Below are 12782 nucleotides of genomic sequence, written 5' to 3' on the forward strand. Positions count from 1 at the left end.
GACAAAAAGCGTCACAGCCACCCCTTCAAAAAGGGGAATAAAAACAAACACCCCTCTCAAGAGGGGAATTAAAGCCAATTTTTGGGCTTTGGATTATTTTTCTATCATCTTTTTTACAAAGTTTGGAAGAGAAAAAGAAGCAACGTGAATCTCTTCGTTGTAATATTTAAGTTCTCTATCAAAATCTCTAACCTTTTCAGAATCAAAATCTTTGATGGGATCAATATTTTTAGAAGCAAATGTCCACGTCCAAACTCCTGGCAAGTATTGAGGAACATACCCCATATACAACCGTGCTAAGTTAAAAACGTTACTAATACGCTTATAAGCCCTTAACATCCATTCTTTTTTTAAGAAAGGTTCTTCTGTTTGAGCAGAAAAAACACCATTTCCAGTCAAAGCATCAAAACAATTCTTATAAAAGTCTTCAGTAAAGAGTAATCCCCCTTCACCTTCAGTTGGATCAGTTGAATCTATTATTATTACATCAAACTCATTTTTGAATTTTGAAACAAACTTACTTCCATCTTCATATACAATATCTACTTTAGAATTATTCAGTTCATAAGATATATTTGGTAAATACTTTAAAGAGGCTTCAACTACTTTTTCATCCAACTCACACAAAACGACCTTTTCTATTGAATCATGCTTTAAAACTTCTCTAACTGTGCCCCCATCTCCACCTCCAATGACTAATACTTTCTTTGGGCGTTCATGCAAAAACAAAGGAACGTGAGAAATCATTTCATGATAAACAAACTCATCGTAATCACGTGTCATAATAAATCCATCCAAGGCAAATAATCTTCCATAAGCAGGGGTTTCGTATATATCAATTATTTGATACGGGGTTTTTTCTGTGTATATAAGTTTATCTACCGCTGTGTATACCCCTGTCATATGAGATTTATCGAACTCATGAAAAAGGTGGTGAGGGAAAGAATGTTTATTTGAACTCATCCTTTCACCTCAACTTTATGTTTAGAGTTTTCTGGAACTCCTATTGATTCATATAAACCTCTTTTATATTCTTCTGTCTCTTGCCTTTTGGATCTAAAAACTTCTTTCAAATAATCAAATGCCATCCATGGATCTACTGAATCCCCGCAAGTATATATATCCAAAGATGCATAATTATATTCAGGCCAAGTGTGAATAGCTAAATGTGATTCGGAAATTATTATAGCCCCACTAACGCCATGTGGCAAAAATCTATGAAATGTAGATGTAACTATTGTTGCTCCACATTCTATTGCAGCTTTTTTCATATGATACTCTATCATTTGAACGTCATTCAAAATTTCTTCATCACATTCATACAATTCTGCTATTAGATGCCTTCCTAGGGATCTTGCCATTTCTCAATCCTCCTTTAATATATTTCTAACCAGAGTATTTTGGATCTACTTTTGCTACTTGGGTTTTTAATGAAATGTCTTTTATTAGCCAAATAGTAAAAACACTCTTCCTTTCTAACCAAATAAATTTCTTTATTGAGGTTTAATTCAATTTCTCCTTCTATAACATACCCAAACTCCATGCCTTCATGAGGTTTTTCCACGCTAGTTATGCTATTCGGTTCTAAAACAACTAAAGATGGCTCTAAATTCTTAGGGGTAGTGATAGTTAATAAAAGCTCTTCTTTTACCCCTTTTGGTGTGTCGTAAATAGGGATTCTATCTTCTTTGGTGAAAATTACTTTTTCTTTATTACCTAAATTCGAGAAAAAATCTTTCAAATCAGTTCCCAAAGCCCTTAAAATCATTTCTAAATTTTCAAGTGTTGGAGAGGTCAGATCCCTTTCAACTTGTGAAATAAAACCTCTTGTTAAATCAGAACGCGTTGCTAACTCTTCTTGAGTCATGTTTCTCATGATTCTTAAACTCTTTATCTTTTCTCCAATCCTCATAAAGCTCCTCCGAAGTTTTAAATGAACACTTAATTAAACAAGACGTTTAATATTATAAATTTTTATTTTATATTTGTCAATTACAATTATTTAAATTTATGTTTCTTAAACATCAAAAATTAACGTGATGTGTTATACTAATAGTTGGTAGTCAAGGTATGATTTAACAAAATACTTTGAAAAAACAATGCATTAAAGTAAAGCATTTACCCTCTAAAATTTTTATTTAAAAAATTCGAATTAGGAAGACGCTTAAGGAGGAAAGTTTCTTATGAAATCCTATCTAAGATCGTATCTCGGAATCGATTTGGGTACAGCAAACACTCTAGTATATATGAAGAACAAAGGAATAATTTTAAATGAACCCTCTGTCATTGCTATTAATAAAGATACCTCTGAATTATTGAAGGTTGGAAAAGAAGCAAAAAAAATGATCGGAAAAACTCCTTCAAACATTGTAGCGATTAGACCCTTAAAAGAAGGCGTTATAGCAGATTATAATGTAGCAATGACAATGTTAAAGTATTTCATCAATTCTTCTATCGGTGGTGTAAGCTTCTTAAAACCTGTAGTTGTTGTAGGAATTCCAACAGATGCCTCCCAGGTTGAAAGAAACGCTTTAAAAGAAGCAGCTTTAGATGCAGGAGCTAATAGAGCGTTTTTAATAGAAGAAGCTATGGCTACCGCAATAGGCGCCGGTTTAGATGTTGAAGAACCATCTGGTAATATGATCGTTGATATAGGAGGAGGGACTACTGAAATTGCAGTAATTTCATTAGGCAATATAGTTGTTTCTAAATCTATCAGAGTTGCGGGAGATATGATTGATCAAGAGATTGTCAACTATATGAAATCTAGGTATAACATGATTATAGGAGAAAAAACAGCTGAAAAAATAAAAATAGAAATTGGAAATGCCTTTGATAGCCCTGAATACAATGAATTATCTATGGAAGTAATAGGCTTGGATGTTTTAACAGGACTTCCTAGATCTTTAATCATTAGTGGTTCTGAAATTAGAAATGCCATTAAAACTCCTATCAATAGAATTGTTGAAAATATAAAATCAGCAATCGAAGAAACTCCTCCCGAACTGTTGTATGATATTGTCAATAGGGGCATCTTTCTAGCAGGCGGAGGTGCAATGATTAAAGGAATAAAAGATCTTCTTGAAAAAGAAACTCTCATAAGGGTTGTAGTTGCAGATGATCCTATAACTTGTGTAGCTAGAGGAGCTGGAATGGTTATTGATAAAATAAATCTGTTAAAAACCATTTCTAACCATGGATAAAATGAAAGAATCAGCAATATTATACTTAGTAATTTTAATTTTTTTCTCAGTTTTTACCAATCTTTTTCAAGGCTTAGAAAATTTCTTGATTACTCTAACGTATCCTTTTGATATAGCGTTTTCCCAATTGCATGCTAAAATAGAATCGAGAAATTTCAACGAAGAATCTTTGAATAATATATTGGATAACTTAGATAAAAAGCCTATTTTTATTGTTGAGAGTAAAAATATCGATAATATAAATCTTAAAGTACCCTATGGAATAATTCTTACTGAAACTAATCGCAATTTCACTGTACTTTCTAATGACAATGATATAAAAAAAGATTGGTTAGTAGTTTCAGAAGATGGTACTCTTTTAGGATTTGTAGAAAATTCTTATTCAAATAAAATTATTGTTAAAAAATTAGGTTGGGGGAATCAAGAGTTTTTTGGAAAAACCGGAAATGTAGATGTTTTAGTTAAGGAATATAACGGAAACCTGTTGGTCGAATTACCAGAAGATTTTCATTTAACTGATAGTTTTTTAGAAATAGATTTTCCATTTTATATAAAAGCTTTAGAAGATAATAACGCCCTTATAACTGGAGAAATAGTATCAAAATTTGGGGATTTTTATCTTTTTAATACAATGAAAAATGAAAATTTCTTAGTATATTTTTTCCCTTTTTAAGAATATAAGTTTAGAATATATCTAAGAAATCCCTCAAAGGTGAGTTGTATAATGTATTTTTTATATTTTGTATATTTTCTTTTATCGCTTGCAACAGCATCTTTTGATATATGGCTTGGAGAAACCTTATTTTTTGTTTTCCCCATAGTTTTACTTTATATCTATAATATTGAGAAAAATGAAAATAGAATTTTCTTTTATGTCCTGTTGTATACTATTTTTTATTTCGTTGCAAGATTTAGTTTAAATTTTTTAGGCATAATCTTCTTCATTTTATTCTTACTTATTCATTTTATTTTAAATCATATGAAATTCTCATTAATTAAAGCAATAATATTTGCGGGAGTAATTAGTTTTTACCTAAGTTTTATAACGTCCTCTTATTCTTCTTTCATTGTAGATCTAATATTAGTAACAGCCTTATATTTCATTAATATGAGGGTGGTCTTTTATGAAAGAAAAGAGAGTTAAATTACTTTTTGCCTTATTTTTTCTAGGGATGGTAGTTCTTTTTTCTCGATCTTTTCATTTGCAAATATTAGATCACCACAAATATACTTCAGAAGTTCAAAATTTAGCAACAAGAATAATTCGAATTTCACCCAAAAGGGGTAATATTTATGATAGAAATGGTAAGTTATTAGCTTGGAATCAACGAATTTATAGAATTACTAACCTTGGAAGCACTTTAGATCAAGAAATAGAAGATGAATTATATTATATATTGAAAGATTTCGTAGATAACCCTTATACAGTTATAGATAGATTGAATTTTCAAAAAAGAGTAAATCTAGAAATTAACTCAATTGCTGCACAAAAAATAGCTAATTTAGATAAGAATCTTATAGTTGAAGAAAGATACGTGAGAAAATACGCTCATGAGTCTTTGTACCATTTATTAGGATACGTCGATAACGAAGGAACTGCGAGATCTGGGCTAGAATTGGTTTTTGATAAACAATTAAGAGGTTCTCCAGGATTTAGTATGATCAATACAGCATTCAATAAATCTCTGAATCCCTCTTTACAAAATGTTCCACCAATAAATGGTAACAACATATTTTTAACCATAGATTTGGATTTACAAATCAAAGCATACGAGTATTTAAATGAAAAAGAATATAAAGGAACAGTTATCCTATCTAATCCTAATAACGGAGAAATATTAGTCTTTGTTAGTGCCCCTTCGCCTGATCCTAATGCCTTTTCTCAAGGTATGACTAATTTAGAGTTTCAAAATATTTTAAACAACAGTAATAAACCTTTATTGAATAGAGTAACTTCATCCTTGTATCCCCCAGGTTCTATATTAAAACCTTTTGTAGCTTACGGTGCTCTTGAAGCAGGTATATCTCCAGAAGCCACAATATTATCTACAGGAAAATATTATTTAAGAAATTCTCAAGGAACTATTATAGGTTCTTATTCAGATTGGAAAAACGCTGGGCATGGTGAAACTAATCTCGTAAAATCTTTAAGGGCTTCAGTTAACTCTTACTACTATTGGTTAGGGGAGGAGTTAGGTATAGAACACCTTAAAGTAATTGCAGATAAGTTTGAAATTGATAAAAAAACAGGAATAATTGTTCCAAACGAAAAAAGTGGGATTTTCCCTGATCCAGAATGGAAAAGGGCAAATTTCAACACTATTTGGTATCCAGGAGAAACTTTATTAACCTATATAGGACAAGGTTATGTTACTCTTACTCCGCTTCAGGTATTAAGAATATATAATATCTTTGCAACAAAAGGAGATTATTATCAGTTTGATTTGTTTTTAAAAGAAGAAAACATTTTCGGCGAGACAGTCAAAAAAAGAGAAAGTATATTACAAGATTCATACCCGATGAATGAAGAATATTTGGAGTACATATATCAGGGAATGATAGAAGTAACAACTTTTAGAGGAAGCCAAGTAGAGGATGCTGGAACTGCTTACAATTCTTTTTATGATTTCCCTTATGTTGTAGCAGGAAAAACTGGAACTGCAGAAGTATCTGGTGGAAAATTATCACATTCTTGGTTTGCAGGGTTTTTACCAGCTGATGATCCTCAATATTCTATTGTTGTTTTGATTGAAAACGGCGGGCAAGGCTCAACTGCTGCTGCTCCGATAGCAAGAAAGATACTTGATGATCTAGCTAGCAAGTATCTAAATTAAATTTTGGAGATGATCGCTATGAAAAAAGCAACTTTATTTGTTTTCTTGTTAATTAGTTTTTTTGCTTGGTCACAGAATTATACATTTATCTTTAAAGATACTCAATTACATTATGTAACCACGAATGAAAATTCTTTTACCATTCCAGAAAGGTTTCAAGTTTTATGGGTTAGTAACGCTGATTCTTGGAAATTAGATAAGGTATATAAAACCTTCCCCTTTAGAATTATTTCGCTAGAAGACTATAATCAAAAGTATATACAAGAAATTGGAGAAAATATTTACAAAGTTTTAAATACCAATGAAGTTATATTTTATAACTCTCAAATAGGCGAATGGTGTGTTACAAACGAACAAAACTTGGATAAAATCGCCCCCACCACCAAAGTGCAATTAGAAAATCCAAAGAACGCAGTTATTGCTTTAATGTCTGAAGGATCCTGGAAAATAGTGTACGAAATGAGAAAAGATGGAACTTTCATCAAAAACGTTGAAATTAAAGCTACTCCCGTTGGTTTGACAAACTTATATTTAGTTAACGAGTATCTAAATTTATCTTTTAGAAATTATATTGAAAGTACAAAAGTTCTTAGCAGCACAAGAATGGAGGATACAAGTAGCTTTCAAATTGTAGCAGAAGAAGCAATACTAAGTCAGACTTATACTATGAATTTTGGGAAAATAGATCTTAATTCCAATTTATTTAATTTCAGAATCTCTCAAAACGATATATTATCTTATGAAGACAGAAACGTCATAAATTTTTCTCTCAATTCCAACACAAAGAACTTTTTAAAAACCAATATAATTAGGTATGTTGAAAACGATAAATACAACGGAATGGGAATAGAGCTTCCTTCGGGAGAAGTATGGATACACGAAGAATTTGACAAAGAAAGTTTTCCTATAAAATTAGCTTATATCAACGACACTCCTATAGGTGATACCCTGCAAATAAATTTAGGCCAAAGTTGGGATATACAGTACAAGATAGAAAAATTATCTGACATTGAAGTTAAATCTGCTAAAAGTAGAATCGTTGATTTCAATATAACAGTTAAAAATTTTAGCGATGAAACAAAAATTGTTAATCTAATATCGACCGTTCCGAATATAGAAATAGAAAATATAAAAATAGACGGTAATTACAGAAACTTAAAAAATAAGTCGGAAAAGGGTAAAATAGATATAGTTTTTGATATAATAGATGAAGTAAGTATTAGATTGACAGTCAAAACTGTGCTTTCACAACAATAGTTTTTATTATTTGAAAAAATGCGTCTATATCGTCAATAATGTAAAAATTAGATTTTACTCTTAAATCTGTCGATCCAAAATTTTCTATATAATCAAAACTCAAAGAAAATTTTTTTGATATTCGTTCTTCAAGACGATTAAGTGAAGGAACCATGGAAACAAAAATTATCTGGCTTTCCTCTTTTTCTAATATTTTATCTATATGCCAGTGCTGTTTATTTTGTTTTTCTTTGAAGGTTAAATGTCTGCCAACTCTTTGATGAAGATTTTTCATAGCTGAACCAATATATGCATACAAACCTTCTTTGATTAAAACTTTTCTATGTCTGATATCAATCTCAAAATCATCCTTAACTTTTATTAATAAAATATAACTCCCAGTATTCATTTTAATCTCCTAATGAGGTGGTTTTTATGATTAACTCAGTGAATCCTCAGGATTATAACCCTTATTTAGGATACAAATTAGACCCTGGAGAACCGGGGTTAGCCAACAGTGCTCCTGCTTCTTTAAGTATATTAAGGGTAGCAGCTCATGAAGTAGGAAACATTAATCAATTTAAATCTGAGGCAATGAAAAAAGGCGGTATCGTAATTCATACCGATATCGATCTAAACCTTCAAAAAAGAGGTGGATTCTTAGCTGCGGTTGGCGGCAAATCAAAAGCTGTAATTCTATATAAAAAAGAAGCTGAAGACCTTAGCGAAGAACCATCCTCTTTAATTTTAAATGAATTTTCAAATCCCACTGAAAAAACTGAAAAAGATGAAAAAGAAAAAGTCAAAGAAAATATTGAAAAAGAGATTCAAAATATAAAAAAAGAATTATTAACCGAAAATGACCCTAAAAAATTAGAGGAATTACTGATAAAATTACAAAACCTTGAATTGGCAAAAAATAACAGTTCTTCTTTGGCTTCTGAATTCTTTTTAGGATTGAACTTAGACTTTTCCGCTTGATTCAAAAGCTTCTTTCCTATATTCTTTGTCTTTTACTTGTTGCTCAATCTCTTCTTTTTCAAGAAAATTAATTACCCACTTTCCTACAAATCTTTTTAGAAAATAACTCGATTTATGACCTGCTGGTATTCTTCTTACTATCTTATTTGAGATCAATTTTTCCAGATCTCTTGTCGCCTTGTGTGGCATTATCTTATCAAAACTTCCTTTAACAAAAAATACAGGTTGTTTAACAAATTTAGCATAACTTAATGAATCATAATGATAACAAGTAATAGGTGTCTTTGAAAATATATCTTCAATAGAATTAATATTATCTTTTACAAAAGTTGCAGCATCACTGCGAAATTTTTTACAAAACTCCTCAGAATCGCATCCAAAAGAATTTTTTTCTTTAGCATACCTCTCTCTTACCTTTTGAGTATATGGGGAATAAAAGTTAATCCATCTCCAATTTCCTCCAGTTATCATCAAAATACCCTTTTTGATTCTTTGATCAAGTGCTAAACTCATTGTACCAATTATCCCTCCAAAAGATACCCCCATCAAATAAAGATTATCCTCGGAAAAATCATCAAACGTTTCTAACAAATCAATGCTTCTTCTAACGTCCTTAACAGCATTGTGAAAAAGGACGACACATTCTTTAGGTTCTGGAGAATAATATGGATCACCATCTTCAACATCTTTTGGTTTTCTCTCTAAATGATAAGGCAATATAACAACGCTGGTTCTATAACCAAATTTCTTAAAAAACCTTCCATACCATTCAAGATAAGGGATATTGTTAGGACCTATTCCATGTAAAAATACGATATCTCCTTTAACCTTTCCTTGAGGCTGAAAAACATGTACTATTTGGGTTTCATTTTCTTCGTAGATTGGATCTATATAAACCGTATTGAAAGTATAAACTAAGTAATCTTCTTCGTCTCTAACTTCGTAATTTATTGGGGTTTTTTCATAATCAAATATGTAACCCGTATCTTCTCACCTCTCTTTCATTTAATCATTTATCTAATATAAATAGTAACATAATTATATTAACTTTTTTTTAAACAAAATATTATAAAATCCTGCTAATATAAGAATTAGAATACCTATATAGGGTATAGGAGGTGAGGAGAATAGATGCAACATTTGAAAGTTAAAATTTATACAACTCCCAGCTGTCCGTGGTGTAGAAAAGCAAAATCATATTTTAAAGAATTAGGAATTCAATTTAAAGAAATTGATGTATCCAAAGATCAAAAGGCTGCTGAAGAATTAGTAAGAAGAACTCATCAAATGGGAGTTCCTGTTATTCAAATCGGAAGTCACTATATAGTGGGTTTTGATAAGAACCGAATCGATAAATTAATAGGCGTAAACTAAAGACAGAATGATAAAAACTTTTAAAAGAGACGTTCTTAAAAGAACGTCTCTTTTAATTTTATTAATTTATCTTTATTAGAATATCATCTATTATCTTTGGAATACCTAAATTTCCTCCACCAAATTCCCATTACGCACCTTTAGGTGTCAAAGGGCTTAATCGGGCATCCCAATAGTTAATTTGGTGCTTATATTATTCGTTGAATTCAAGCATTCCTAAATTTCCATCTTTTCTTTCATACAATACAGATATGGAATCATTTTCCGAATTTCTAAATACAAAAAATGAGTGTCCTAATAATTGCATCTGCAAAACTGCTTCTTCTACATTCATAATAGTAAGATCAAAGTTTTTTGTTCTTACAACTTGAGGAATATCGGGTTTTTCTTCTATCTCCTCTTCTTCATTAGTATCTAAATGTTCTATAGCAGGGTTATGAATATTTTTCTCTATTTCCATACGTGCTTTTTTATCGTTTTTACTTTGTTCTTGTAATCGATTTTTTAATTTTCTAATTTTTCTTTCAAAAGTGTCTGTTACCTTATCAATAGCCTCATACAAATCGTTGCTTCTTTCTTCTACCTTTATGATTTTGTTTAAAGCTTTTACATGAGTTGTTATTTCAACTTTGAACATACCTCTTTCCTTAGTTATTCTCACATCCGCTGGTGATACAATTTCATTGTGTTTTTTAAGTAAATGATCCGGTTTACTCATTCTTTTTTCAATATAATTTTCCAATGCTTCTGTAAGATCTACGGTTTTTGTAAAAACTTTATACTCCATTTAAATCACCTCCAGAAAAGTTTGATGTCGAATATTTAGTTAACTTTCTTGGTAAATTATGCTACTAGACTAACGTTGTGGGGGGATTGATATAAATTCTTATATCTTTATAATATTTTTTTAGTTTAGATAGAAGAAACTCATTTTCATCTTGCTTACTCTTAATAATAATTTGATATCTATAATTACCTCTTAATTTAAAAATAACAGGTGTAGTTGGCCCTAAAATTTCAAAATTTTTATCCTTTGCCTGTTCCTTAAACTCTGAAATAATCTCTTCTGATTTCATTTTCGCATTATTTTGAGATCTATTATTAACCATAATTAGATATAAATTTAAAAATGGTGGATAACCAAATATTTCTCTCTGCTCCAAATCATTACTTGCTATCAAATTATAATCATGTACTACTAGAGATTTATAAATTTCATTATCAGGTTCAAATGTTTGAATTATAACCCTTCCTTTTTCTTTTCTACCTGATCTTCCAGCAACCTGCATAAGTAGTGATGCAGTATTTTCCTTAGCGTTATAATCAGGAAAATTGATATATCTATCAGCATCAAGTATTACAACGAGATCAAGATCCTGAATGTCTAAGCCTTTAGTAATCATTTTTGTACCTACGATTATCTTCTTGCCTGGTTCTTTCATAAAATTGAAAGTTTTGTTCAAATCCTGGAAAGTTTTTATAACTGTTCTATCCACTCTAACAAGAGGTTGAGACGGAAACAATTTGCTTAACTCGTTAATTACCCTTTCAGTACCGTAACCTCTACTTTGTAATTTAAAACCTCCGCATTTCGGACAAAAATTAGGTAATTCACTTTCTTTTCCACAATAATGACAAATTAAACTTCTATCTTTTTTGTGAAAAGTCATGGAAACATCACAATTTTCACACTTAAAAATATATCCACAATCGCTACAAACAACGTAATTAGCGTATCCTCTTGTTGGTGTGAAAACGATAACCTTTTTATTTTTCTTTAGACTTTCACCTATGCTTTGAATTACTTTCTTACTGAAAATCCAATTGAACTTTTCTTCTTTTTTCATATCGACTAAATTAATTTCGGGCATTTCTGTATAATATCTTTCTTTAATAGTATCAAGGTAAATTGATCCGGCTTTTGCTTTATAAAGATCAACAATTCTTGGAGTTGCCGATGAAAGTATTAATTGAGTAGCTTCTAATTGTTTACGATACAATGCTACTTCTATTGCATCGTAAATAACATTTTCAACTTGATAATATGACTGATCGTGCTCCTCATCTATGATGATCATCTTCAAATTCTTTATTGGCATAAAAATAGCGCTTCTTGTTCCTATTACTACGTCTAGATCTCCATTCACAGCTTTATACCATGTTTGAGCTCTTTGAGAGCTACTTATTGAAGAATGATAAAATGCAGCTCTGTACCCTGAAAAACTTTTTTTTAATCTATTCATTAGTTCTGAAGTCAAAGATATTTCAGGAACTAACAATAGAATTTTACCGCCTTCTTCTAAAATGGGTTTTGCAACTTCAAAAAAAACCTCTGTCTTTCCACTCCCCGTAACTCCGTACAACAAGTGGGGTTTATCAGGATATTCTTGAATCAATTTGGCAGCTTTTTTTTGTTCTTCAGTTAATGAAATTCTTATTTTAGACTTACTGTTTTCAGTATTTTTAGATAATTCTATTATACCCTTTTTCTTCAAAGTATTCAAAACTGATGATCCTTTTTTTAAAATTTCTTTCTCATATAACTCGCTTTCAAAAGTTTCTCCATTAATAGAAAGAAAATTTACAACTTCTCTTGCAGCCTTCGAGATATTATAATTCCAAATCTCTTTTAAATCTTTATTTAATTTAACAACATTATCAATTTTATCTTTTATCTCTTTTTTATATGGTTCAATTTCAACTAAATGTGAATCTAAATATTCTCTTAACTGCTTATTTGCTTGAGTATTATTTTTAAACATTTTCAAAAATTGCTTGTAGAAAATAGGCTTTTGAAAAGGAACAACGCTATTTTTTGGGATTATTCTTAATTTAAATACATCTGAAGATGCAGGCGGAAAAAACAACTTTGCAACTTCACCTATTGGAGCCATAAACTTTTTACTCACTTTTTCTAGAAGTTCTATATGGTTTTTGTTTAAATAACTATGGTTATCTAAAACAAATTCTATTTCTTTTATTTTATTTACATCTCGGTATCCTGATTCTTCGTATACCAATCCAATAATAAAATTCCCTCGTAAATTTATTATCACTCTTTGGCCTATTTCTAATTTTTTTTCGTTTTTGTAAGTAAAACCATTGAAAACTAATTGTCCAATAGGTATAACTTCATAGTAAAACATGAAAATCC

General features: G+C 30.4%; 13 protein-coding genes. 6 read left to right on the top strand and 7 right to left on the bottom strand.

All coding sequences use genetic code 11. The features are described 5' to 3' along the window. Positions 1–93: 93 nt before the first annotated feature. Genes speE through PW5551_RS07310 form a run of 3 tightly spaced genes read right to left on the bottom strand, consistent with a single transcriptional unit; the run spans position 94 to position 1912 of the window. On the bottom strand, positions 94–963 hold the full coding sequence (gene speE, locus PW5551_RS07300) for a polyamine aminopropyltransferase (RefSeq protein WP_113075138.1): 870 nt from the start codon (positions 961–963) through the stop codon (positions 94–96). Next, the gene (gene speD, locus PW5551_RS07305; RefSeq protein ID WP_113075139.1) at positions 960–1361 is read right to left on the bottom strand and encodes an adenosylmethionine decarboxylase; all 402 of its coding nucleotides are present in this window, start codon (positions 1359–1361) and stop codon (positions 960–962) included. The genes speE and speD overlap by 4 nt, the downstream gene beginning before the upstream one ends. 14 nt (positions 1362–1375) lie before the next feature. Continuing rightward, positions 1376–1912, bottom strand: coding sequence for a helix-turn-helix domain-containing protein (locus PW5551_RS07310; RefSeq protein ID WP_113075140.1), 537 nt, complete (start codon positions 1910–1912; stop codon positions 1376–1378). A 271-nt stretch (positions 1913–2183) separates the two neighbouring features. On the opposite strand from PW5551_RS07310, the gene PW5551_RS07315 reads away from it, so the two are divergent. The 4 genes from PW5551_RS07315 to PW5551_RS07335 all read left to right on the top strand — a co-directional run bounded on the left by PW5551_RS07315 (position 2184) and on the right by PW5551_RS07335 (position 7294). Further along, complete coding sequence (locus PW5551_RS07315) at positions 2184–3203, top strand: rod shape-determining protein (protein WP_113075141.1); 1020 nt, start codon at positions 2184–2186, stop codon at positions 3201–3203. Then, positions 3196–3876, top strand: coding sequence for a hypothetical protein (locus PW5551_RS07320; RefSeq protein ID WP_146738342.1), 681 nt, complete (start codon positions 3196–3198; stop codon positions 3874–3876). Before PW5551_RS07315 ends, PW5551_RS07320 begins: the two co-directional genes overlap by 8 nt. 451 nt (positions 3877–4327) lie before the next feature. Then, complete coding sequence (locus PW5551_RS07330) at positions 4328–6037, top strand: penicillin-binding transpeptidase domain-containing protein (RefSeq protein ID WP_113075144.1); 1710 nt, start codon at positions 4328–4330, stop codon at positions 6035–6037. Positions 6038–6055: 18 nt separating this feature from the next. Beyond that, positions 6056–7294 carry a hypothetical protein gene (locus tag PW5551_RS07335; protein WP_113075145.1) on the top strand — a complete coding sequence of 413 codons (1239 nt, stop codon included), beginning with the start codon at positions 6056–6058 and terminating at the stop codon, positions 7292–7294. Here PW5551_RS07335 and PW5551_RS07340 read toward each other — a convergent pair. Next, complete coding sequence (locus PW5551_RS07340; protein ID WP_113075146.1) at positions 7269–7682, bottom strand: DUF123 domain-containing protein; 414 nt, start codon at positions 7680–7682, stop codon at positions 7269–7271. The genes PW5551_RS07335 and PW5551_RS07340 overlap by 26 nt on opposite strands. A 26-nt stretch (positions 7683–7708) precedes the next feature. On the opposite strand from PW5551_RS07340, the gene PW5551_RS07345 reads away from it, so the two are divergent. After that, positions 7709–8254, top strand: a complete 546-nt coding sequence (locus PW5551_RS07345) for a hypothetical protein (protein WP_113075147.1) — start codon at positions 7709–7711, stop codon at positions 8252–8254. On the opposite strand, the gene PW5551_RS07350 is transcribed toward PW5551_RS07345, so the two are convergent. Further along, complete coding sequence (locus PW5551_RS07350) at positions 8237–9205, bottom strand: alpha/beta fold hydrolase (RefSeq protein WP_113075148.1); 969 nt, start codon at positions 9203–9205, stop codon at positions 8237–8239. The two genes, PW5551_RS07345 and PW5551_RS07350, sit on opposite strands and share 18 nt — an antisense overlap. Before the next feature lie 180 nt (positions 9206–9385). Here PW5551_RS07350 and PW5551_RS07355 point away from each other — a divergent pair, with 180 nt between their 5' ends. After that, a complete protein-coding gene (locus PW5551_RS07355) occupies positions 9386–9628 on the top strand; it encodes a glutaredoxin family protein (protein WP_113075149.1) in 243 nt (80 codons plus the stop codon). A gap of 193 nt (positions 9629–9821) precedes the next feature. Here PW5551_RS07355 and hpf read toward each other — a convergent pair whose 3' ends face one another. Together hpf and priA are read right to left on the bottom strand one after the other, a co-directional pair. Further along, the gene (gene hpf / locus PW5551_RS07360; protein WP_113075150.1) at positions 9822–10415 is read right to left on the bottom strand and encodes a ribosome hibernation-promoting factor, HPF/YfiA family; all 594 of its coding nucleotides are present in this window, start codon (positions 10413–10415) and stop codon (positions 9822–9824) included. 64 nt (positions 10416–10479) lie between these two features. Further along, positions 10480–12774 (bottom strand): primosomal protein N', encoded by a 2295-nt coding sequence (priA, locus tag PW5551_RS07365; RefSeq protein WP_113075151.1) that lies wholly within the window; start codon positions 12772–12774, stop codon positions 10480–10482. Positions 12775–12782 lie beyond the last annotated feature (8 nt).

Source organism: Petrotoga sp. 9PW.55.5.1 (genome assembly GCF_003265365.1).
Classification (GTDB): domain Bacteria; phylum Thermotogota; class Thermotogae; order Petrotogales; family Petrotogaceae; genus Petrotoga.

Bases quoted from the DNA above. Each gene is read 5' to 3' on its own strand.
- PW5551_RS07340 (WP_113075146.1), bottom strand. From the start codon at position 7,682: ATGAATACTGGGAGTTATATTTTATTAATAAAAGTTAAGGATGATTTT.
- PW5551_RS07310 (WP_113075140.1), bottom strand. From the start codon at position 1,912: ATGAGGATTGGAGAAAAGATAAAGAGTTTAAGAATCATGAGAAACATG.
- PW5551_RS07315 (WP_113075141.1), top strand. From the start codon at position 2,184: ATGAAATCCTATCTAAGATCGTATCTCGGAATCGATTTGGGTACAGCA.
- priA (WP_113075151.1), bottom strand. From the start codon at position 12,774: ATGTTTTACTATGAAGTTATACCTATTGGACAATTAGTTTTCAATGGT.
- speD (WP_113075139.1), bottom strand. From the start codon at position 1,361: ATGGCAAGATCCCTAGGAAGGCATCTAATAGCAGAATTGTATGAATGT.
- PW5551_RS07330 (WP_113075144.1), top strand. From the start codon at position 4,328: ATGAAAGAAAAGAGAGTTAAATTACTTTTTGCCTTATTTTTTCTAGGG.
- PW5551_RS07355 (WP_113075149.1), top strand. From the start codon at position 9,386: ATGCAACATTTGAAAGTTAAAATTTATACAACTCCCAGCTGTCCGTGG.
- PW5551_RS07345 (WP_113075147.1), top strand. From the start codon at position 7,709: ATGATTAACTCAGTGAATCCTCAGGATTATAACCCTTATTTAGGATAC.
- PW5551_RS07320 (WP_146738342.1), top strand. From the start codon at position 3,196: ATGGATAAAATGAAAGAATCAGCAATATTATACTTAGTAATTTTAATT.
- PW5551_RS07335 (WP_113075145.1), top strand. From the start codon at position 6,056: ATGAAAAAAGCAACTTTATTTGTTTTCTTGTTAATTAGTTTTTTTGCT.
- speE (WP_113075138.1), bottom strand. From the start codon at position 963: ATGAGTTCAAATAAACATTCTTTCCCTCACCACCTTTTTCATGAGTTC.
- hpf (WP_113075150.1), bottom strand. From the start codon at position 10,415: ATGGAGTATAAAGTTTTTACAAAAACCGTAGATCTTACAGAAGCATTG.